At 58.1% G+C, this 22,677-nt stretch carries 15 protein-coding genes and 2 pseudogenes; 7 read left to right on the forward strand and 10 right to left on the reverse strand.

Features of this window, described 5'->3' with window-relative positions:
• Positions 1-30: 30 nt before the first annotated feature.
• Positions 31-2,718: a PD-(D/E)XK nuclease family protein gene (locus tag V8P77_RS17975; protein ID WP_335913641.1), complete on the forward strand. Its 2,688-nt coding sequence runs from the start codon at positions 31-33 to the stop codon at positions 2,716-2,718.
• Positions 2,718-5,870: a UvrD-helicase domain-containing protein gene (locus V8P77_RS17980; protein ID WP_335913642.1), complete on the forward strand. Its 3,153-nt coding sequence runs from the start codon at positions 2,718-2,720 to the stop codon at positions 5,868-5,870. The genes V8P77_RS17975 and V8P77_RS17980 overlap by 1 nt, the downstream gene beginning before the upstream one ends.
• A gap of 59 nt (positions 5,871-5,929) precedes the next feature.
• Here the strand turns inward: V8P77_RS17980 and V8P77_RS17985 are convergent, their stop codons facing one another.
• The 3 genes from V8P77_RS17985 to V8P77_RS17995 all read right to left on the reverse strand — a co-directional run bounded on the left by V8P77_RS17985 (position 5,930) and on the right by V8P77_RS17995 (position 9,140).
• Positions 5,930-6,538: a DUF2026 family protein gene (locus tag V8P77_RS17985; RefSeq protein WP_335913643.1), complete on the reverse strand. Its 609-nt coding sequence runs from the start codon at positions 6,536-6,538 to the stop codon at positions 5,930-5,932.
• Between the two features lie 74 nt (positions 6,539-6,612).
• Positions 6,613-7,491, reverse strand: a complete 879-nt coding sequence (locus tag V8P77_RS17990; protein WP_335913644.1) for a hypothetical protein — start codon at positions 7,489-7,491, stop codon at positions 6,613-6,615.
• Complete coding sequence (locus V8P77_RS17995) at positions 7,491-9,140, reverse strand: AAA family ATPase (protein WP_335913645.1); 1,650 nt, start codon at positions 9,138-9,140, stop codon at positions 7,491-7,493. Before V8P77_RS17995 ends, V8P77_RS17990 begins: the two co-directional genes overlap by 1 nt.
• A 611-nt stretch (positions 9,141-9,751) precedes the next feature.
• On the opposite strand from V8P77_RS17995, the gene V8P77_RS18000 reads away from it, so the two are divergent.
• The 3 genes from V8P77_RS18000 (at position 9,752) to V8P77_RS18010 (ending at position 17,132) form a co-directional block, all read left to right on the forward strand.
• Positions 9,752-12,979 (forward strand): site-specific DNA-methyltransferase, encoded by a 3,228-nt coding sequence (locus tag V8P77_RS18000; protein ID WP_335913646.1) that lies wholly within the window; start codon positions 9,752-9,754, stop codon positions 12,977-12,979.
• A gap of 5 nt (positions 12,980-12,984) precedes the next feature.
• Positions 12,985-15,807: a BPTD_3080 family restriction endonuclease gene (locus tag V8P77_RS18005; protein ID WP_335913647.1), complete on the forward strand. Its 2,823-nt coding sequence runs from the start codon at positions 12,985-12,987 to the stop codon at positions 15,805-15,807.
• 230 nt (positions 15,808-16,037) lie between these two features.
• The gene (locus V8P77_RS18010) at positions 16,038-17,132 is read left to right on the forward strand and encodes a nucleotidyltransferase family protein (protein WP_335913667.1); all 1,095 of its coding nucleotides are present in this window, start codon (positions 16,038-16,040) and stop codon (positions 17,130-17,132) included.
• 130 nt (positions 17,133-17,262) lie between these two features.
• Here the strand turns inward: V8P77_RS18010 and V8P77_RS18015 are convergent.
• The 7 genes and pseudogenes from V8P77_RS18015 to V8P77_RS18045 all read right to left on the reverse strand — a co-directional run.
• A pseudogene (locus tag V8P77_RS18015) lies at positions 17,263-17,530 on the reverse strand (GMC oxidoreductase); the annotation flags it as partial.
• 35 nt (positions 17,531-17,565) lie between these two features.
• A pseudogene (locus tag V8P77_RS18020) lies at positions 17,566-17,689 on the reverse strand (quinone oxidoreductase family protein); the annotation flags it as partial.
• A 208-nt stretch (positions 17,690-17,897) separates the two neighbouring features.
• Entirely contained in the window at positions 17,898-18,047 is a 150-nt protein-coding gene (locus V8P77_RS18025) for a hypothetical protein (protein ID WP_017957033.1), read from the reverse strand.
• A 51-nt stretch (positions 18,048-18,098) separates the two neighbouring features.
• Positions 18,099-18,443, reverse strand: coding sequence for a hypothetical protein (locus V8P77_RS18030; protein ID WP_335913648.1), 345 nt, complete (start codon positions 18,441-18,443; stop codon positions 18,099-18,101).
• Positions 18,444-18,568: 125 nt separating this feature from the next.
• Positions 18,569-18,970, reverse strand: coding sequence for a RidA family protein (locus tag V8P77_RS18035; RefSeq protein ID WP_077979868.1), 402 nt, complete (start codon positions 18,968-18,970; stop codon positions 18,569-18,571).
• Positions 18,971-19,097: 127 nt separating this feature from the next.
• Positions 19,098-19,838 (reverse strand): SDR family NAD(P)-dependent oxidoreductase, encoded by a 741-nt coding sequence (locus V8P77_RS18040; RefSeq protein WP_335913649.1) that lies wholly within the window; start codon positions 19,836-19,838, stop codon positions 19,098-19,100.
• A 264-nt stretch (positions 19,839-20,102) separates the two neighbouring features.
• Positions 20,103-20,960 carry an alpha/beta fold hydrolase gene (locus V8P77_RS18045; protein WP_335913650.1) on the reverse strand — a complete coding sequence of 286 codons (858 nt, stop codon included), beginning with the start codon at positions 20,958-20,960 and terminating at the stop codon, positions 20,103-20,105.
• 132 nt (positions 20,961-21,092) lie between these two features.
• Here V8P77_RS18045 and V8P77_RS18050 point away from each other — a divergent pair, with 132 nt between their 5' ends.
• Positions 21,093-21,665 (forward strand): TetR/AcrR family transcriptional regulator, encoded by a 573-nt coding sequence (locus V8P77_RS18050; protein WP_111797260.1) that lies wholly within the window; start codon positions 21,093-21,095, stop codon positions 21,663-21,665.
• Between the two features lie 126 nt (positions 21,666-21,791).
• A complete protein-coding gene (locus V8P77_RS18055; RefSeq protein WP_131709727.1) occupies positions 21,792-22,589 on the forward strand; it encodes a carbon-nitrogen hydrolase family protein in 798 nt (265 codons plus the stop codon).
• The last annotated feature ends 88 nt before the right edge of the window (positions 22,590-22,677 follow it).

Genomic DNA, 22,677 nt, shown 5'->3' on the forward strand with positions numbered 1-22,677 from the left:
ATCTGTAGTAGGAGAATCGGGAATCGGCAAATGCAACTCATTTTCGGCTTAGCAGCGGATGGTCGAGTATACCCGGATGCGCATGATGCGGCCGGATCGCTAGATAAAGACATTGTCGGTCCCCTTGGACTGGTTCAGACGCTTGAAACCCAGCTTGGGATGCTTGCCCCCAACGTTCCAAAAGCTCTGCGCATTGCGACCTATCTCGCCAAGCTTCGCGCGTGCAAAGGGAACCGTTTCTGGACCTCGTCATTTTCGAAAGATCCCTGGTCTACGGCCGCCGCGATCCTCGAGTGGCGCGACACGCTGGTGGGCGGCGGCTGGAGTGGCACCGCGATCGGCAGCCCCCGCGTCGACGATTTGGCTGCGGTAGAGGCGATCGATCCGGCATTGCCGGCAGGCCTGGAAGACCGCGCCATCGCTCTGCTTGATGTCTTGACGACCCGCCCTGGCCTAAGAATCTGCCAAATCGGTTTGGTGGACCGGCGCGATCTTTTGTCGCCGTTATGGGCACGCATGGTTGAGGCTCTCGAGGCCGTCGGGGTCACGATCTTCGACCACGAGCAGGCCGAGCTGGCGATAGACGGTTCTGATCTGCGCATTGTGCAGAGGGTTTTGTCGGGCGAGCCGATCCAACCGCTTGCCGGCGATGGTACTTTCACTATGGTTGAAGCCGATACGGAACTCATGGCGGCCGAAACTGTCGCGGACTGGTTGGCGGCCGGGCCACCGGAGGACCTCCAGGGGACGGTCATTCTCGCTTCGGACGGCGATACCGCGCTCCTCGACCATGCCTTGCGGGCAAGGGGCGTTCCAGCCCTTGGGCTGTCCGAGTCATCTCCTTGGCGCGGAGCATTGCAGGTCATTCCTTTGGTTTTTGCCGCCGCGTGGCGCCCCTTCGATCCCCGCGTGCTTCTGAACCTCTTCCTCCTTCCGCGGCCGCCCGTTGCGGCTTGGGTAGCGCGGCGGCTTGCACGCGCGCTCAGCGAAGAGCCGGGCGTTGGTGGTCGCATCTGGCAGGATGCGTGGGCGCAAATCGAGAACCGGCTGCTCGAAATCAACACCCAATCCGACCCGGATACGGCGCGCCGAAAAACAGACACGACGCTCGCGGACTGGCGCGCTTGGACGGAGGTCGGACGCTTTGAGAGAGGCGAGGGGATCCCGCTGGCGGAGGCTATGGCAATTTGCGGGCGAGTGGCCGCCTGGGCGATTCGCACGGGCGGTGGCGAGGGCGACCGTTTGCTGAGGGCGGTCTCGAATGCGGCAGCTACCCTGTCCGACGCCTTGGGCCGTCTAGAGCTTTCGGTGATCCCCGCCCTGCTTCTCGAGCGCGTTGTCGTGCAGGTCTTGTCGGAAGGCGTTCCCAATCCGGATCATATCGCGGAAGCCGGCGCTGTTCGTGGAATCAAGGCGCCAGGAGCACTATGGTCCTCGGCCCAGCGCGTCATTTGGTGGAACTTCGTCGGTCCGGGTGAGAAGATTGCCGCCACACCGTGGGACAATGCAGAGCGCGAAGCCCTCATTGCGAAAGGGGTGGAGATCGATGCGTCGCCCGTGATCGCCCGTCGCATAGAGGCCGGCCATAGCGGTGTCATCCGGCGTGCCCATGAAAGCGTTATACTCGTGCGTCCAGCGCTTGCGCGCGATGAGCAGACGACCCTTCATCCCATGGCTCACCGTTTGCGGCCTCTTGTGAAGGAAAGCGGGTCGGCGATCAGCTTCAAGGCCGAACGGCTGCTGCGTGAACCAAATGCCGTGCTGGCCGACAGAATACTCGCCCGGCAGCTTTCCGAACGGCAAGTGTTGCCACCAGCAAGGATTCCGGTCTGGACCATACCGTCGGGTACGACGCGACTAGCGGATATGCGTCGTGAGAGCGCGACCTCCTTGACACGGATGCTGAATTGTCAATTGAGCTGGTTCGCGCAGGACATTCTCAATCTCCGACCGGGACGTTTCGCGCAAATTCCCGGCACCGACCAGCTCTTCGGAAATCTCGCCCACGAAATCGCCCGTCGGCTGCTGCTCCCGGGAACGCCGCCGGCCGAGGCCAGTATCCGGACGGCCGCAGTCGAACATTTTGAGAGCCTGTTGCCCGAGATCGCCGCGCCGCTCCTCCAGCCCGAACATGCCGGTGAGCTCGCCGCTGCGCGCGAAATGGTGCCGCGCGCATTGGAGGCGCTTGTACGCCTGCTCCATGCTCAAGACCTGGAGATCGTTGGTTCGGAACTCGATCGGGAAGCGGTCCAGGGGCAGCTGCTTCTTCAGGGCAGGCTCGACCTTCTGGTTCGTCGCGATGACCGGATCGCAGTTCTCGACCTCAAATGGACCCGCTCCGAACGACGATATAGGGAGCAAGTCGCGTCCGGGCGTGCCATCCAGCTGGCCGTCTATCGCGGGCTCTCGGCCGACGACGGGACAGGTGCTCCTGGAGGCTATTTTCTGCTGCGCCAGCGGCGCATCGTCGCCGGTCCGGGTTCCATTCTGACCGGCAACCCTATCGAAGCGGATATTGATGACCTCGCCACGCTTGGCCATGTGACAAACGATTGGCGTCTCTGGCACGATCTTGCCACGAATGGGACTCTGATTGCAGCCGGTTTCCCCGATACAGGTGATCTGCGACCCGTTGGACTTGCCATTGAAGCAGTGAAAGAACCCTGCCGGTTCTGCAATTTGCGCGGCCTATGTCGCGTCTACCAGGAGCTTGTTTGATGTCGCGACTGACGACCATTACGGCTGCCGCCGGCGCTGGAAAGACGACCAGGATCGTCAACGACATCGCTGACGAAGTCCTGGTGCGCATGCCCGAACAGATCCTGGCCACGACCTTCACGATCAAGGCGGCAGATGAACTTGTCGAACGCGCCCGCGCCAAACTGTTCCAGCAAGGCAAAGCGGACGCCGCTGCCCAGTTGCTGGGTGCCCGCTTCGGCACTGTCAACGCGGTCTGCAGCCAGATCGTCAACGAATTTGCCATCGACCTGGGGCGCTCGCCGTCGACCAATGTAATCGGTGAATCCAACATGTCGTTGGTGTTCAGCGTGGCCGCGGATGCGGCAATCGCCGCACGTGCCGAAATCCTGAACGAGCTCGCCGACCACTTCGGCTACAATGATCCACGTGCGCCGGGCACGGGAGAACCACCTGACTGGCGCCGGACGGTGCGCAGTATCGCGACCCTCGCGCGGGCAAACGGAATTGAGGCAGGCCAATTGGCCTCGTCGGCACAGCAATCAATTGAGACCTTTCTGGCATGCTTTCCGCCTCCGGCAGCAGACGGCGCGGATCTGGATGCCGCATTGGCCAGTGCGTTGAACGACGCCGTCGACATGAGGCCCGCAGTCGTCAGCAGCACGGGAGCGGATTCGGTCGAGACGATCAGAGCGGCGCATGAACGTATTTTGCGCGGCGAAATGTTGGGCTGGTCGACTTGGTCGCGTTTGACCAAGGTGAAATGCGCGCCCACTAAGGACGGGCAGCCTTACAATCAGGCGCTGACTCGCCTGATCGCTGCAGCGGGACGGCATAGCGAACATCCTCGGCTCCGATCCGAATGCGAGCAGTTTATCACCGAGACGTTTGATTGCGCAGCCGAGGCGTTAACAGCCTATCAAGATTGGAAGGCCGAGCGTGGGTTGCTCGATTTCACCGATCAGGAAGCCCTTGCGCTGGAAATCCTGAAGACGCCGGACTTGGCCGCAAGGCTCAAGGAGCGCGTCAGCCGTGTCTTCGTCGACGAATTCCAGGACTCGAGCCCCCTCCAGCTTGCCGTTTTCACGCTCCTCGGCGAGCTGGTCGAAGACAGCACCTGGGTCGGTGATCCGAAGCAGGCCATTTACGGCTTTCGCGGCGCCGACACCGAGCTGACCCAGGCCGCGTTTCTGGGTGCTGGCGGCGGGCCCGAGGACAATCCGGTCTTGTCCAAGTCATGGCGAAGCCGGAGAAGCCTGGTCGATCTCTTCAATGCGATGTTCACACCGGTCTTCGAACGGATGGGACTACCTGCGGCGCAACATGCATTCTCCGATGCGGCGCGGTCGGATGCAGGCTTCGATAGACCGTCGGCCGGCTGGTGGTGGCTGATTGGCAGAGTCGACGAGCAAGCCCAGGCCCTTGCGGAGGGCATCCGGCAGCGCCTCGCCGATGCCGACAGCTGGTTGGTCGAAGACAACAAGAATGATCATAGACCGATCACCCCGGGTGACGTCGCTATTCTTTGCCGCTCTAATACGGATGTCGGGCGCTTTGCCGCAGCCCTCAGCCGCGCCGGTCTTCCGGTCGCCGTCGAACGGTCCGGGCTGGCGCGCACGCCCCATGTCGAGTTCGTGCTCGCCTCATGTCGCCGCGTAGCGGACGCGACGGATCGTCTCGCGCTCGCTGAGCTCGTCCGTTTCTTTGCCGATGACGCTAACTCCGACGCATGGCTGCGCGCTGCTAGCTCTGACAAAGCCGACGCTGCCCTGCGGGCCGAGGTTCCGATATCGGACGCGCTCGAACGGCTCGCCGGTCAATTGCTCAATTTCACGCCAGCTGAACTGGTAGATGCCGTCCTCGCTCTGCCGGCTCTTATGGACCATATCGAGAGCTGGGGCGATACCGCGATGCGCTTCGACGACCTTGAGGCCCTGCGCGGGTTTTCGCGTGCCTACGAGGAGGAGTGCGCCGCATCCGGCTCGCCGGCGACTTTGCAGGGACTTCTACTTGCCCTCGACGGCGCGGAGCCGAAGCGGCCTCCAAGCCTTGCCAGTGACGCGATTCAGGTTATGACCTATCACGGATCGAAGGGCCTCGAATGGCCAATGACCGTCCTGACCGGCCTTTCCTGGGAATCGAAGGCGCGGCTGTTCGAGCCGGTTGCCGAGACGACTGGCGAACTCGATTGGCGCAACCCTCTGTCGGAACGGTGGATCCGCTTCTGGCCGTGGCCTTATGGCCAAAGCGGAAAAGGCAGCGCGATTGACGTGCAGGTCGCCGACTCCGAGATAGGCCAGCGCGCATTGCAGCGGGCTGTCGAGGAGGACACAAGGCTTCTTTATGTCGGCGCCACGCGAGCCCGCGATTATCTGATCTTTGCTCCGCCGGCGAAAGGAACTCTCAACTGGCTGAACCTTCTCAATGCGCCTGACGCGGCTGCGCATCTCGTGCCTCCCCAGGCAGACGAGAACCAACTCGGTGTCGGAAACCAGAATTTTACGGTCGATATGCGGGCCTTTGCAGCGAGTGGGGTGGCGACGGAACGTGATAGACTACACACTTTCGTTCGGGCGCGAACGACCGAAGCGGCGGTCCGCCTGCCGTTGTTCCTGAAACCAAGCGAGGCGGAAGGTGGAAGCTGGAAGGTCGTCGAAAGGGTTGACCTCGGCGGGAGGCTCCCGATTGACGGGATCGCCGATATTGCAGCCTTGGGCGAAGCGCTCCATTCCATCATCGGCTATGATGATCCGAACCGGGACCGAGACCAGCGGCTGGACGACGCGTCGTCTATCCTGACGCGTTGGAACGTCACTGGCTTTGAAGCGGATGATGCGCTGATCGCCAGCGAGAGACTGAACAATTGGCGCCGTAGTCGATGGCCGAAGGGGAGCGGAACCGCGGAGGTGCCAGTCATCGCTCCGGCAGCCGATCAGGTCCTCAAGGGTCGCATCGACATGTTAGTCGAAACCGAGACGGATTTTGCGGTCATCGATCACAAGAGCTTTCCTGGCCGCTTCGAACTATGGGAAGAACGGGCTGTTGGTCATGCGCCGCAGCTAGCCGCCTATGCAGGTGCAGTGGAGACAATCACTGGCCGACGTTGCTCGGAGCTCTGGATTCACATGCCGATTGTCGGCGCCTTGTTTCGCCTAGGCCCTGCTGGAAAATGAGGCGGAAGAAACACCGCTTTTTAAGACTTCCAAGCGAGCTTTAATTGGAGCACGGCCTATCACCAGGAGCCAATAAGCGGGTTCCCGGCCAACTTTACTAATTTGAGGTTGCCGTTTTGGTCAGCCACGGAAATCGAAGGTAGCATCTGCTTTGGAGATCGTCGGAACCAGTTCGCCGCAATGCTGGCGAGGTCGCCGATCATCGCAAATTTATCCCACTCTGCAAACCGGCGGGACGTTGCTTCCGGCTCTGATTGATAGAAGAAGGCGCCCGAGGCGTTGAGATCGTTGATCGAAGGCGCCATTGCCGAGATGGGCCGCTGGAACATTTTTGAAGGCACGCCCAGCGCACCGGCGGTTTCCGAAAATGCCGGTGCCATGAAGTCGATGGCCCAGCCTTCGGCCTCAACCCAACAATGAAAGTTTTCGCCGGCGCCGCTGACATACCCGTCGTCACGATGGTCGGCGAAAAGGAGCATCGCGCCATCGAGATTGTAGGCGGCGAGGCCGCCCTTAGGTGACGCTTTGACTTTATAGTGGTGCTCGAGGATAAACGCGCCGAAGGTGCTGAAATACATACACGCGAACGCTTGATTGCCGCCCTCGTTGACGACGAGGCTGTTAATAACCCGGTAGATTCTATGATAGTCCGTTTGTTTGATCAGCATTGAGTAGCGCCTTCTGCAGTTCTACGGTGAAAAGGCAAGGTATGAGGGTCGTTGCGCGCGGGCTCCGACATCAACTATGTGACCCCGGCGATGACCGGGTCATTGATCCCGCGGCCCGCAATAGCCAGTCTCGGATAAAGCCAGGCTATCACCGCGGGGTCCAGCAAGCCTTGCGCGAACATCGACTCCCAGTTGTTCGGCGAGCCCTGAGCATAGTCTCGCGAATCTTGATGATCGCGGATAGCTGCAATCAACTCTTGGTCGTTCGCGGGAATGAAGTTCAGACTACCCACGATCTTCCGTGGCGCGCGGATGAACTTCACCCATTGCGTTCCCAGCCAATTCAACACCCCCGTTCGCTTGATCACATTGTTCAGATGGAATTCGATCGCCGCCCGATCAGGATGGGTATCGGCAACCAGTATTTGAAGCTCGACCAGAGCGGTCTTACCCATGCCGGAGAACTTCGCCGCATAAAGCCGTTCGTCCATGCACGCATCGTAATATGGATGCAGGATTCGAGCGCCGGCGGCATTGCCTCGATAGTTCCGGCCACGTTTGGTATTGCAATCGCATGCAGGCACCAGGTTTTTGGAAAAGACCGCAAATGCCGGGTGGTCTTCTTTCGGGAGCACGTGATCTAGCGTAGAGGCATGCGAGGAACCGCACATCGAGCATGGCAACGCAAGATTTTCCACACGAATGCTATCGATCGGAAGATGGCTGGTGGGCAGTTTCTTGTAATGTTTACGCAACCACTCGTCTAATGGAGCCGGGATTGGGACGTGAGGGACTGCCTGAGCGTTGCCAGCGGCGGCGTGATATTGCGCGTAGCCATTCTTCAAAGCCTGACGAAATGCCTGGAGGCCCGGGTAGCTACCGAGCTTGGTGTTGTCGACGAGGGCATCAACGCCTGCGATGTCATCGAAGTTGGGATAAGGAAGCCTGCGCATCAGTTGGAAATCTTTGCCCGTAGTTCGTTCAAGAATTCCAGCGACAGCTCGTTACTGTACCTCTCGTGGATCTCATCCCAGGTCAGTCCCGATGACCGGATGTTTTTCTCCACCTCTTTTGCGAGGTATGAAGGCTCATCTTCTCCGAATACAAAATACGAAATTTCCCCGATGTCTGCTCCGAAGGTCGCAAGACGCGGTCGCTGAACTTCTATCCGTCTGTCGTCATCGGCCCTCAGGATCGAGATTTGCTCTCTGAATACTTCACGAAGGAAATAGGCCGAGTGCGTGGCAATGATCGCCGCGGAACCGGTCTGGGCCAGCAGACTATCTAGTATCGAGACGAAACGCGATATGAAATTCGGGTGTAAATGGGTTTCGGGTTCGTCGAAAAGAAGAAGAGAGCTGTTGTCGATTTCCAAGCTCACGTAAGCCGCGAACTTTAAAAAAGATATCTCGCCGCTACTCAGGCGGAGCGCGTTGCCGTCGACGAAACGCACGGGATCACGCCTGGTGTTGAGTGAAGCAAACCTCTGTAGTCTCTCCTGCTCACCTCCCTGGTTCAGTGAGCGCAATGGAATGACCCCGGCATCGCGGGTCCATATGGAAATGGACCTGGCGTCGCCGAGCGCTTCGATCGCCTTGAGAAAGATTTGCCAGCGAGACCCATCCTTTATCGCCTTGTTCGATCGGGCGACGCTGACGATCGCATCGATCAGCCCCCCAACCCGCCGATTAGAGGAGGATCTTGCGAGGGCATAGCGTGTATAACGGACATATTGTCGGCGTCTGGGCGGGCTAGGAAAGACGGCGAGCGCCTCCTGCGTCGGCGCGAATGCGAGCATCCGATTAAATTGAGCCCGCTCTTTCGTCAGGGGATCGATCAGTCCCCCGCCTTTCAGCGCTCGTTTTGCGATGGTGCCTAACGCTTGGCTTTTTCCAACCCCGTTTTTGCCGATCACGATCGCCATGCGCTTCGGCAAGAGCCCGCCATGCTCGAAGTTGAATCTGAGTTGATGCTCGTTTTCAAATGCGGGCAGCTTGAACGAGACGGCAATAGTTGGCGACATTCTTCCGATTTCTTCATGGCCCAACCCCCGCAGGATCGGTCCTGCGTTCTTGTAAGCAAAAAAGGCTTCGGCGGTCCGCGTCAAAGAAAACTGGAAGACAGCCGTTTTCGGTGCGTCGCGCAATGTCTGAGATTGCGCTGAAAATTCGCTCAGAGCGACCAGATCGCAGATTTTCATCAGTATCTCGCGAGCACCGGTGACCTGCGCATCTGCAACAAGGCCGCGATAGGCGTCGAGGTCAGGCATGAGCGTAAAGAATTTGGGAAATTCGTCTTCGGAGAGGAATTCTTTGTCCTCTGCCACCTTTTTGATGAGGTCGGCGCCATTCGCCTCGTCGTCGGAGCTTTGAAAAAAGCCGATCATGGTTGCGAATTCGGCTCTCAAATGATCGGAGTCCCGGCGAACGAAAACAGCCACCCTGGTCTTGAAGCGGAAATCGTCGAAGCGGTCTCCGGACGGGACGATTAGAATAGTATTGTCATCGATCGATCGGACATCGGCTGCGGTCTGGGAAGAGAATAAGAGCTTGAACTGTCCTGTTGGGGGATGAGAAGGCGAGGCCAGCATTTGGATTTCCATGTCATCTCGCGGAATCCACTGATTGCTCGCGTCGCATGCACGATACTTATTTTGGTCGAGCAAGCAATCTACATTCGCCTGATGGTAGCGGTCGTTGCACAGAGCACGCGGCCTAGAGCCGCCCATCGCAGCATGATTTTCGCAAGTCCTTAGAGGTCTGCGGGGTCAATCGCCAACTCGTTGGTGGTTTCCACGTCAGTGTGATGCTTGCTTTGTGTTTGCGGTTGAATGGTTGAATGCAGCTTTTTCGCTGTTTGGCATCTTGCTTGAGAATTTCAAATAACATGCAACTGCGACGGTCATAACGACCGACGCTGAGTGTAGAATATCGACTCGTCCGCGCCGAAAGGAGTCAAACTCAGTGCCGAATCACGTCCGTCAGGCGCCTCCATCCAGAACCGCCTCCTAAAACACGATCTTCAACCACGCCTTTGCTAATTTGGGAGTCCACTTTGTCAACAGGGCCGAAATCATCTGCGACAGAGACTTAGCAGAACGACAGGTCAACCTGCCGCGATCTGCCGTTTTAAGATTGAAACGTGCAAAGCCGCTATCCTCGCGTTATGGCTTTGTCTGATGAGATTCGTTTGCAACGATGGAAGTAGAGCTGCATGTCCGAGAGCCTCGCCGATCTGATCCTGTCCCTTACCCCTGAAGACGGCTCCTCCATTGGAAATGCGGCGATCCTTGCGAGGCTGCGCGATCACCTCCCTGATCTTACCGAGGAAGATTATGCCTCGGCACGCGACGCGCTGGTCGACGAAGGTCTGCTGGCCAGTGGCAAGGGCCGCGGCGGCTCGATCTACCGGGCTGACATAGCCGACCTAACCCTGGAAATGCAGGAGGAGGACGAGCCGCAGGAGCAAGGCGCAAGGCGCGCCAGGACCACGCGCTCCGCAAGCCAGCGTCGATCAAGTGAACCGGCTGAGATCTTGAGCTATCGCCATGGCGATACCCGCGTCAACAATCCTGAAGTCGGCATGGTCCATGCCGGCACCGACCCGGATGGCGCGAAGACCCCATGGGCCTATGACCCGCATTTGGATCCGGTCCTCAATTTCGATAGCGCCCGCGCCGGCATCGAAAATCTGATCGACGATGCGCTGGAAAGCGGTGACCCCGACCGCATGAAACAGGCGCTGGAAGAACTCAAGCGCATGCAGGCTCCCTATCTGAACTGGACCGGCAAGGCTGAACGCACCTCCTTTGAGGTGGATACGGTCTCGTTGCACGTCCACGAGAGGATCGATCCGGCAACCATTCTGGCCAATGTCGCAAAACGCCTGAAGGGCAAGAATGCAGCAAGCCAATGGCGCCAGCCCGACCTCTTCGCCGCCCCATTCGAAAACCTACCGTTGCGCCAGGCACTGGATTTCTATCACCACGAAAAGGGCTGGTCGAACCGCCTGATCGCCGGCGACAGCCTGCTGGTCATGAACTCTCTTTTGACCAAGGAGAGCATGGCTGGCAAGGTTCAGATGATCTATATCGACCCGCCCTACGGCATCAAATACGGCTCGAATTTTCAGCCTTTCACGAATAAGCGCGACGTCAAGGACAGGTCTGACGGAGACCTGACCCAGGAACCGGAAATGATCAAGGCGTTCCGCGATACTTGGGAACTCGGCATCCACTCCTACCTCACCTATCTGCGTGATCGGTTGGTGCTGGCAAAGGAACTGCTACATGAGAGCGGATCAGTTTTTGTGCAGATTTCGGACGAGAACTTGCACCATGTTCGGCAACTCTTGGCGGAGATTTTTGGGTCGAGTAACAGCATGTCGCTCATCAGCTACTCGACAACGGGCGGATTCGCCTCCTCCGGCCTAAGTCGAACTGGCGACTACATTCTTTGGTTTTCAAAGAACAAAGAGAAAGTGAAGTTCAACCGACTATACCTGGCTAAGGATGTGGACGAAGCAGTTCGGGGCGAATACGACCAGGCCCAGTTCTCAGACGGCCGTCGCGGACCCTTGCCGAAAGAACAACGCCTTAAGCCGCAAAGTATTCCTGACGGTACCAGCGTCTTCACCGATGGAGATCCCAGTTCTCAAGGTGAAGGTGCCGCGACCGTAGAGTGGGAGTGGTGCGGAATGAAATTTCATCCCGGCGCCGGAAATCACTGGAAGGCACCGGTTCCGCACGGAATGCGGCGCCTTACACGGGCCAATAGGTTCCTGATCACACCGCGAGGGAAGCTGAGATACGTTCGCTTCTTCTCAGACTTTGATCAGGTTCCCATTACCGACAACTGGTTCGATATTGCGGGTGCTGTTCAGGACCGCGCAGACCCTAAAGTTTACGTAGTTCAGACAAGCAACAAGATCATTGAGCGCTGCCTACTTATGACTACTGATCCGGGTGATCTTGTACTCGATCCCACCTGCGGCTCCGGCACCACAGCATTTGTCGCGGAGAAGAGGGGACGGCGGTGGATCACCTGCGATACCTCCCGCGTGGCGATTTCATTGGCCAAGCAGCGACTGATGACGGCGAGCTTCGAATACTACGCTCTGCGTTATCCCCATGAGGGGCTGAGGGGTGGCTTCGAGTATGAGACGACACCCCGCGTTATGCTGGGAAAGATTGCCAACAACCCAGACATCGATACCATCTATGATGACGCGCACCCGAAAATTGTTGCGGCACTGGAGAGCCTGAACGCCGCGCTGTTATCCATGCCCCCAAAGCCGTTCAAGCCCAATCACGGCGTGCGCAGGGATAAGCAGGTGGATTTCACCACGGGCGACACTCTGTCAGAGTGGGAAGTGCCCTTCGATTGGCCCGCACCCGACCAAAACTGGCCTGAATCCGCTCGCACCGCCTTTATCAGTTTTCATGCCGCCCGCCAGGCTATGCAGCGTCGCATGGATCAGTCGATCGCCGATAACGCCGAGCAAGAAACTCTTTATGATAAGCCAAGGGTCGACCCGTCCAAGCTTCGCATTTGTGGTCCTTTTTCGGTAGAAGCCGTTCCCGCTCCCACGGTCTTGTCGCTGGACGAGACGTTTTCACCAAAGGAGGCGGATGAAAGCATCGCCCGTTCTGGTGAAACCTCCCGTCAGTCTCTCTGGCGAGATGAACTTCTACATACCGGAGTGAGGGCAAAGGGCGGGGCAATGCTCCGTTTCGCCGAATTCGAAACCCTGCCCGGCTTGAAATATGTCCATGCCAGTGGCTCGCTAGCCGACACCGGCGAACGTGTCATCGTAAGCTTCGGCCCGGAACATGCAGCGCTGGAACAGCGCCAGGTCGAACTTGTTTTGTCGGAAGCAGAAACCCTCCGGCCGGCTCCAAAGTTCATTGTCTTTTGCGCCTTCACCTTCGATCCGGAAGCCGCCAAGGACATCGACGAGATCAACTGGCCAGGCGTGACGCTCCTGAAGGCCCAGATGAACACCGACCTTTTGACGGAGGACTTGAAAAAGGCGAGGTCTTCCAACCAGTCCTTCTGGCTGATGGGCCAGCCCGACATCGAGTTGCGCAAACGAAACGACGGTCTCTTCGAGGTCGAGGTCAATGGCTTCGACTATTTCGATCCGAAGGAGGGCGATCTCGTCTCCGGTGGTAAGAATCAGATCGCAATGTGGTCGCTCGACACCGACTATGACAACCGCTCTCTGATGCCTCACCAGGTCTTTTTCCCCATGGCCGACGACAAGGGTGGTTGGAATCGCCTGAAGGCCACAATTCGTGTTGAATTGGAAACCGATCTTTTAGGCCAGTTCCACAAAACCGTCTCGCTGCCCTTCGCCGCCGGCGACAACCGCCGCGTCGCCGTTAAGATTGTCGATGATCGCGGGATCGAATCCTTGAAGATCATGACGCTGGAAGGGTGAAAACAATGTCGCTGATCATCAACACCCCCTTTGTCTGCCCGCAGCAGCATTGGGTCGACGGCAAGGGCGGCCGCCTCGAAATCAGGGCCGAGCGCCGTCCAGCAAGTTACGAGATCTTCGACGCGCGCAACAACACCAAGCGCACGGAAACCCTGGTTCTCGTCAACCTCATCCGAGCCCGCGTCGACGCCTGGCGTGAAGCAGGCTGGCCCGGCATCACCATCATCACGCGCAAGCTGCTGGAACACTGGCATGGCCGCACCAGCCGCCTTCTGGAGTCGGAGGACAAGAGGCCCGAGCCACCCTATCCGTTTTATTTCTGCCAGCTGGAAGCGATCGAAACCTTGATTTGGTGGACCGAAGGTGCTGAAGCTTTTAAACAAGGCATTGCCATCCCAGGTGATGGCGGTCCATGGGAACGGCTCTGCAATAAGATGGCAACCGGCGCCGGCAAGACCACGGTCATGGCCATGATCATCACTTGGCAGGTCCTGAACGCTTTGACCTATCCGAAGCGCACCGGCGACTTCAGCCGCGCCATCTTCATCGTAGCCCCAGGCCTTACAGTCAAGGAACGCCTGCAGGTCCTGATCCCGACCGAAGGCAGCTATTATGACGAATTTGACCTCTGCCCCTCCGAAGCTTTGCGCCAAAAGCTGAACCAGGCCGAGGTTCTGATCGAGAACTGGCACAGTCTGATGCCCCTGAAGGATCAGGACCGGTCGGTGGTCAAGAAGGGCCGCGAATCCGACGAGGCCTTCACCCGCCGAGTGCTTGGCAAGTTGGCCGCCCATAGGGACATCATCATCATCAACGATGAGGCCCACCACGCCTATCGCAAGCCGCCTGAAGCGAAGATCAGCAAAAAGCAGGCCGCCGAACAGGGCATCGACCTTGACGAGGCGACCCGTTGGATTGAAGGTTTGGATCGCATCCACAAGACGCGCAGGATCAACCGCTGTTTCGACCTGTCGGCCACCCCCTTCGCCCCAACCGGCAAGAAGAGCACGGAAACGGCTTTGTTCGACTGGATCGTTTCCGATTTTGGTTTGAACGACGCAATTGAGGCGGGCCTGGTCAAGACCCCCCGCATCGTCGTCCGCGATGACGCGCTCCCCGACGCAAAGACGCTGCGCTCGAAGCTCTATCATCTCTACCGCGATCCATCAGTCTCTGAGGACTTGAACCGCGCGAAGGCCGAGCCCCATGAGCCGCTGCCAAAGCTCGTCCAGGACGCCTATACTTTGCTGGGCGCGGACTGGCGCGAAACGAGACGGGCGTGGCGCGACGCCGGCCACTATTCCCCGCCCGTGATGTTGACAGTCTGCAACAGAACCGAGATCGCGGCCCGCATCGAGACTTATTTCAACAAGGGCGATGCACACTGGCCGGAGCTGCACGCGCCGCAAAGGACACTGCGGGTCGATTCCAGGGTTTTGGAGAAGGCAGAGCTTGGCGAGACCGCCACCTCCGACAAGGATTATGAAGCGAGGCTTGAGGCGATCATCGAGGCGACCGATCTGCCAGAAACCAGGAAACAGCGATTAAAGGACCTGAAGAAGGAAGGGTTGCTCCGCGAGATCATCGACAATGTCGGCAAGCGCGGTGCAGCCGGCCAGGACCTGCAGAACGTCATCTCGGTCGCCATGCTTTCAGAAGGTTGGGACGCCAAGAACGTCACCCACATCATGGGTCTGCGTGCCTTCACCTCGCAATTGCTCTGCGAACAGGTCGTTGGCCGCGGTCTGCGCCGCGTCTCCTACGACACCGACGAGAACGGCCTCTTTCTCCCCGAATATGTCAACGTCTTCGGGGTGCCTTTGACCATCACCGAGACCGCCGAAGGCGGTGAAGCCCCGCCACCGCCCAAAGCCAGCACCCAGATCGAGGTCCTGCCCGAAAGGAGCAACCTGGAAATCCGCTGGCCCAATATTTTGCGGGTCGAAACGGTCGTCCGGCCGCAGCTGACGGTCGACTGGACCAATGTGCCGACCCTGGTCCTTGATCCCGCAGCAACGCCGATCACCGCCGAATTGGCGCCGGCGCTGGGCGGCGCAGCCGACATGGGCCAGATCTCGGCGATCGACCTGCAGAAGCTGCCTGACGGTTTTCGTCTGCAGCGTCTGGTCTTCCAGGCCGCCCGCAAGGCCTTTGCCCAGATGCGCCACGGATTTTCCGGCACCCCGGAGTATTTATGCACCCAGCTCGTCCGCATCGTGGAGACATTCCTGCAATCCGACCGTCTGGAGATCCCCTCGCTCTTCCACTCCGACGGGTTGCGCCGCCGCATCCTGATAGCGCTCAACATCGATCTCGTGGTCCAGCACGTCATGCGCCATGTGACCGAACAGAATGTCGATCGGCTAGCACCGGTCTTCGACGAGGAAAACCCGATCGGCAGTACCGCCAACATGCGGACCTGGTATACGACAAAGCCCTGTTTTCCGGCGGTCCGCTCTCATATCAGCCATCTGGTCGGCGACGCCTCCTGGGAAGGTTACGCTGCAAACCTCTTTGAAACCCGCAAGGAGGTGACAAGCTACGCCAAGAACGATCACTTGGGTCTGCAGATTCACTACATGTGGGGCGGCTCACGCCGCCGTTACCTGCCCGACTTTCTCGTGAGGTTTGCCAACGGCAGGACCTTGGTGCTGGAGATCAAGGGCATCAACAGTCCGCAAAATCAGGCCAAGCGCGACGCCCTGGATGAATGGATCAAGGCCATTAACACCGCCGGGGGCTTCGGCCTCTGGTCGGCCGATGTAGCGTTCCAGCCAGCCGAGATCCAAGACATCATCACCAGGCATACCGTCGATCCTGAGCTCTAAACCCCTTGCCCCACGGGCGAAATCCGCGGTCGGCTCACTCGCTTCTCCAGATAGGCCGAATGGCGCTTTGCATCGTAAATCTAATTTCCAATCAGGTGCTTAGATAATTGGCAAAGCTGGCCGTTGGTTCGATTCCCTTCAAGGCGATAGAGCCAGCATCCTATCTTGCGATCTATCCCCTCGACCGTTATACTGTTTTTGAAAAACAGTATAACACCGGATTCGAGCTTATGAAGTCCATCGACCTCATGTATCAAACGATGCTCGCCGAGTTAGGTCAGCGTTCGCTCGACGCCGCTTGGACGGCAGATTTCCCTCCGGAGGGTCGGTTCACCCCGGCGAACATCAAGGGGCGCAAGTACTGGTACTTCGACATCCCAGATGGACATGGTGGTACGAAACGTCGTTACGTCGGTTCTGCTGATGATCCGGATATCGCGCAGCGCGTAGCTGATCATAAGCGGGACAAGGATGACCTACGCGCTCGCAGGCGCTTGGTAAATACCTTGACCCGCGAAGGCGGGATGACCGCCCCTGACGCCATGTCGGGCGACATCGTCGAGGCTCTTGCCGATGGCGGTCTTTTTCGTCTCCGGGGTGTTCTTATCGGCACGGTGGCCTTTCAGTGCTATTCAGGACTGCTGGGCGTCCGCCTTCCCATGGCTGCGATCCTCACCGGCGATGCGGACATCGCCCAGGACTATGCCATCAGTCGGGAGGTTGAAGACAGTCTGCCTCCGATCGTTGAGCTGTTGCAGGGTGTCGACGCCAGCTTCCGGCCAGTTCCCCATCGATCGGGATCCGCGGCCTCGTCGGCGTTTCAAAATGCCGATGGCTTCAGGGTTGAATTCCTGACGTCGAACCGTGGTTCGGATGACTACATCGACCAGCCGGCGAAGATGCCCGCCCTTGGTGGCGCCAGCGCGGATCCACTACGCTTTCTCGACTTCCTCATAAGGGAACCCGTCAGGACAATCCTGCTCCACCGAAGCGGTGTCCCAGTCGTCGTTCCTGATCCATCCCGTTATGCGGTCCACAAGCTCATAGTCGCCAGCCGCCGACACACTGACGGGCAGGGGCCGGCGAAGCGAGAGAAGGACGTTCGTCAAGCTGCGCTGCTCTTTGAAGCCCTGCAGCAGACAAGGCGATCTGCCGACTTGGCGCTCGTCTACAACGAAGCATGGGAGCGCGGGCCTGCGTGGCAAGAAGGTATTCGAACCGGGGCAGGAATGCTGCCAGCACAAGATGCCGAGCGGCTCAACACGGTCCTGATCGAGGGCGCAAAGAAAAACCGCGAAGAAATTGAACTTCCGATTGGAGAATAGACTGTCTTCCGCTTCGAAAGCCAAGCAGTTGAATTAATTCGAAGTTGCGAAGAGAAATATGGTGCCGAGAGTTCGAGTCCGCTCAAGACCTGGTGTAATCGGGCAGTTGCTCATCTGCGTTAGAGCCTTTTTAAGAGGAATACTCTTCTCCATCAACGAGATGACGGCAGGCGCAAAGGGTCAGGGCCATGACGGTGAGGGTGGTGCCGGCAACTCCACTGCCGGGGAAGGCGCTGGCGTCGGTGACGATGAGGTTAGGCGCGTCCCAAACTTGGTTGTAGCGATTGAGCACTGATGGATATCTCCGGAGTCTCTCCCATCCGCGCGCCGCCCGTCTCGTGGATGGCAGCGCCCATGCACATGGTCTTGCGGAACCATGTCCGAAACATGAAGCGGGTGGAGCCTGGGTCAGCTCTCAGTGCAATTCACCAAAGAGGTCGCCTCCCTCAATGGAAATAGCCTCGACGGCAATGAGTACATCGCCCGGCCCGCAGGCAGGATCCGGCATATTCAAGAACGGCCGGAACACCAGGGTTGCCATAGACTGCAGCCTTCATCTGTTCTTCCTTTTCCGTAACTGCACGGGCTAACTGTCATTCTCCGATGAACCCAATTTGCAGCGCTCAGCCCAATCTGCTGAATTCCACTGATAAGGGATTGCCCAGCGATTGCGGGGCCAGATCGCGGTCGTCCCGCCCCTGCCGGGCGCCATTTGCATTGCTAAAAGGCAAGACGCCTGTAAACGCTTCAGTCCTTCGATAGTTGCTATAGCGGCTGAGCTTCCCGCTTGAAGAAATAATGAAAGACGAAATGCGCTGGTGAAACGACCGCAACTAATTCCCACCCGGCGTCACCAAGTTCGTTCATCTGCTGGTTATCGAGTGTCTTGTCGACTGTCAGGTATTCCCATTTCATGATGGACCTCGTTTAGTGCTGTGACCGATTGCCTGGGACAGGGAGTGCTTTTCAGGGCACCGTGGTCTGTGCTGTGTGGCTCTTCCAATAGGTATCAATGATGTTGCGACAGTTCCGAATGACATGTTCGCCAACCTCCGGGTTTCCTCCCCGCAGCGTATCCGGATTGCCTCCGCAAAGGCGCACGAATGTTGCCTGCTGAACCGCGAACATGAAGTAGCCTTCACTGGTCGGTTCAAATTCCAAACCAGCGTATTGCACGTTCCTCGTGACTTCGGCTGTCGCATCGGAGATGGCGCGCGACACCTTCTCAAGCATCGTCTGTTCGGCCGCTTGCTGGATGGCTAGGAAAGAGCGCTCCTGCGGTGTGGCAATGGGGCAACTGTCGGTGTTCATTACATTCTCCTCGGGAGGCTGAGATTCTGATCGCATTAAGGCGGTCACAGGCTTTGGCCATGGGTCGGTCGTTGCTAAACGCGACTAGCCTTTGCATCGTAATGCAGCCGTGGTAGGCGCCAGAGTCATTCCAGGATGGCAGTGACACGGATCTCAATTCGCATGGCGGGGAGCCCAAGGGCTTCCACACCGGTCTGCGTCCAGATCGGAGCTCGATCGGGCATGTACTCACGGAAAAGACCGGCAATCGTTTCGTTCACGATCGGTGGAAAGCCTCCGACGTGATAAGAGTTGACATGGACGACATCCTTCCAGTCCGCGCCAGCCGTGGCCAAGGTTCGCCGGACATTCTCAAATGCTCTCTCGATCTCGGTCACGATTGACTCCGGAATTTCGAGTTCATCGTTCCATCCGCCCTGGCCGGAGATCTCGACGCGATCACCAATCTTGAGCGCTTGTGAAAAGTGCAAAAGCTCATGGAATTTCTGCCCGTATCCGGCCGTGACGAAAAGTTCAGGCTTTGCCATTGAGGTCTCCTATTGTGAGGAAGGTATAAGCATGGAGATGGCGCCCACCGAAATGGTGTGTTGCCGGTTAGTCCGGGCGATCGAAAAGGTGGGCACCATCGCTCCATCAGAATCTTGCACGAGCAAGTCAGGCGATTGCACCGCCGTCTGCGGTGAGAATAGCGCCCGTGATGACACTCGCGGCCGGGCTTGCGAGAAATACCACAGTGTTGGCAATCTCCCGCGGTTCGCCGTAGCGTCCCAAGGAGGTCAAGCTTTTCTGCAAGTCTGCAGCCGGGCCGTCCGCCGGGTTGCTCTCCGTGTCGGTTGCTCCGGGTTGCACGAGATTGACGGTGATACCACTCGGACCAAGTTCCCGCGAAAGACCGCGTGTGAAGGATGTCAGTGCTGCTTTGGACATCGCGTAGGGTGTTATGCCGGGGAACGGTACTCGCTCACCCAGAGCCGAGCCGATTGTGACAATGCGGCCGCCTTTGCCGAGATGCGGGATGACGGCCTTCGCGAACAGGACCGGAGCTCGTACGTTCACATCCATCAACGTCTGATAGGCTGAAACATCAAGGTCTGCGATCATGCCGTTGTGGCCAATCGCAGCGCTGTTCACAAGGATGTCCAGCCCGCCCAAAACGGAGACGGCCTCGCTTACTGAGCTGACAATTGCCTCAGGGTCGGCACTGTCGGCCTGGATCGCAGCCACACGGCGCCCCAACTTTTCGATCGCTTCCGTTACCTTTGAAGCCTTCTCGGCGGAGCGTTGATAGGTGAACGCGACATCCGCGCCATTTTCCGCCAACGCCAATGCGATCGCAGCACCAATGCCTCGCGAGCCGCCGGTTACCAATGCTCGTTTGCCTTCAAGATTGATCATATTTCTGTTCCTTTCTTCCTAGCTAAGTTGATGTGTTTCAGGTCATTCGCGGGGGATGCCGAAGCAGCGAACCGAACTAGCGCACAATATTTCGTGGAGCCTGCTGGCATGCTGTAGGTGCGCGACGCGCAAAACTCTGTTGCGTGAGCTGGAACGCTGGCACTGGCTAATTAAACCTGTACCTGTTTCCCCGCGTAGCTTCATCATTGTCTCCTTTTCTATGACCCTGGAGCTCAGCTTGACCGCGAGACTGTCGTATCGAGCTCAGACATGTCTGATCAGGAAGCTCCGGATGAACTGAGCGATCTCATCCGCGTGTGTTTCCAAGGCAAAATGCCCGGTTCCGAGCAAATGGACCTCTGCGGTGGGCAGGTCACGCTTATAGGCCTCAGCACCCGCGGGTACGAATGCTGGGTCATGTCTGCCCCAGACCGCCAGGAACGGTGGCTGGTGATCCCGAAAATACGCCTGAAACTCCGGATACCGGTCGATGTTTGTTCTGTAGTCGAGAATTAGATCCAGTTGAATGTCTTCAGCACCCGGCCGCGACATGAACGCGATATCAAGTTGATAACCATCGGGTGAAAGACGCTCCTTTGATGTCCCGGTGCGGTATTGCCAGTTCTCGATCACGTCCGGAGACAATGATGCTCGACATGCCTCTCTCTTTTCGGCAGAGGGGTCCCGCCAATAGGCCTCCCACGCGGTCCATTCATCACTGAACCCTTCCGTGTAGGCGTTGCCATTCTGGCTGATTATGGCAGTGATCCGCTCCGGATTGGCCGTCGCCATCCTGAAGCCGACCGGTGCGCCGTAGTCGAACACGTAAAGTGCATAGCGGCTGAGGCCGAGCGCCTCTGTAAAGCCTGTCATGACGGCGGCGAGGTTATCGAATGTGTAAGCAAACTCCCCACGTGGAGGCGAGATCGTTCGACCGAACCCGGGAAGATCTGGTGCGATGACGCGGTACCGATCTGCCAACAGCGGGATCAGATCACGGAACATGTGGCTGGATGACGGAAAACCGTGAAGGAGAAGAAGGACTGGCGCTTCCTTCGAACCAGCCTCTCTGTAGAAAACCTCGATGTCTCTAACCTTTTGCGTTTTGTAGCTCACGACCATTTTGGAACTCCTTCTCAAAGGTCTCGGCAAACAAGCGGTAACGAATGGATGTAAAATACGACCGAACGGTCGGTTGTCAACCTGTCGAGGTTGCTGTATCAAGCGTCGAAGTACCTGGCTCGGAGAAGACGCATGAAAGTCTTGAGAGAAACGATCGTATCAACTGCGAGGGAATTGTTTCGATCGAAAGGGTATTCCGGGGCGTCGATGAACGACCTCGCGGATGCCGTGGGCCTGAAGAAATCATCGCTATACGTCCGCTTTCCCAACAAGGAAGCTCTCGTTCCGGCGGTCCTGGATCTCACCTTGCAAGAGACGTTCGGTGATCGAGACCGGGGATCAAGGCAATGGGACGCCGAGTTCGTCGAGGTCATAGAACTGATTGCGACAACGCTCACCGATCGCGGGCGATGCGTAGGCCTGCATCTTGCTTATGGCACGAGTGACGAGACCCCGATTGCCAAGGATGCAGTTCGAGCCTTTTTTCAAGCGCACCGTGATTACCTGGCGAGCATCTTGTCCCGCGCCATGCCTGCCGATGTAGCTCGGAACATCGCGACTGACACATTGGCTCGCTTAGAAGGTGCCACGGCTTTTGTTGCCATATTCGGGGAGAAGGATGCCATGAAGCGAGCGGTTCGCTTTTCCATCGAAGAAGCTAAGAGTGCAGCGGCTGCGACGTCATTGTCTAGAGGTAGCTCCTAAGCAGTGTGCCGATCACCTGGATTCGCCACGTCAATACCGGGCCGTCCGGCGGGATTCTCATGGCAGCCCAGGAACTCAGACCTGCTAGGTCAAGTACTAAGCTCAATCTCTCGAGTTGGAGGAAATATGCCCGTTTGTGCTTACGTCGAGATGATGGATGGTTTGCAACCGCATGGAGCGGCGTGGGACCAGGTCGCTCAGGCCCTTGCCAATCGCCGGCCCGATATACTGGTGATGAATGAGATGCCCTTCGGTCAGTGGCTGGCTCGAAAGGAAAATTTTGCCATGGTGGACGCGCGGCAAAGTGTCGAGATCCACGAGGCTGGAATTGCTGCTCTTGCCGCACTGAACATTCCGGCTGTTATAACAAGTCGCCCAACGCTGCTCGCCGAACGTCTTGTCAATGAGGCGATCGTCATCGAGAACGGCCAGATTCGCCCTCTGCATACGAAGACCTACCTTCCGCAGGAGCCCGGTTGGTCCGAGGTGTCCTGGTTCAGCCGAGGCGATGGGCACTTCAACATCCAGAATATTTGCGGGCTAGGTGTAGGCGTCCTTCTGTGTACCGAACTCATGTTCAACGAACATGCCAGACAATATGGCCGACGGGGAGCTGATTTGATTGCCGTTCCCCGGGCGACCGGTTCTGCCCGCGAAAGCTGGATAACTGCCGGAAAGATGGCCTCAATCGCGTCTGGGAGTTATGTCGTCAGTTCGAACAGGATTGGGCAATCTGGGGATGGTCCAATGTTCGGCGGGGGCGGCTTTGCCATCGCTCCCGGGGGCGATCTGGTTGGGCAGACGCAAACCGGTTCTGCCATCATGCTCATTGACATTGATCCGCAGGTTTCTGCTCGCCAGCGGCAGGAATATCCCTGTTACGTGGACGAATTGCACGACGCTGTAGGCCTCGAGGTCCCCTGATATCGATATTTGGTTGTCAAAAAACTCAGTCACCGTAGTTCTCGGCAGGACTGCCACTACGTTGCACTGCAATGTCGCTGCTTCTCCC

It is taken from the genome of Rhizobium aouanii (assembly GCF_037002925.1).
In the GTDB taxonomy this organism is placed as follows: domain Bacteria; phylum Pseudomonadota; class Alphaproteobacteria; order Rhizobiales; family Rhizobiaceae; genus Rhizobium; species Rhizobium aouanii.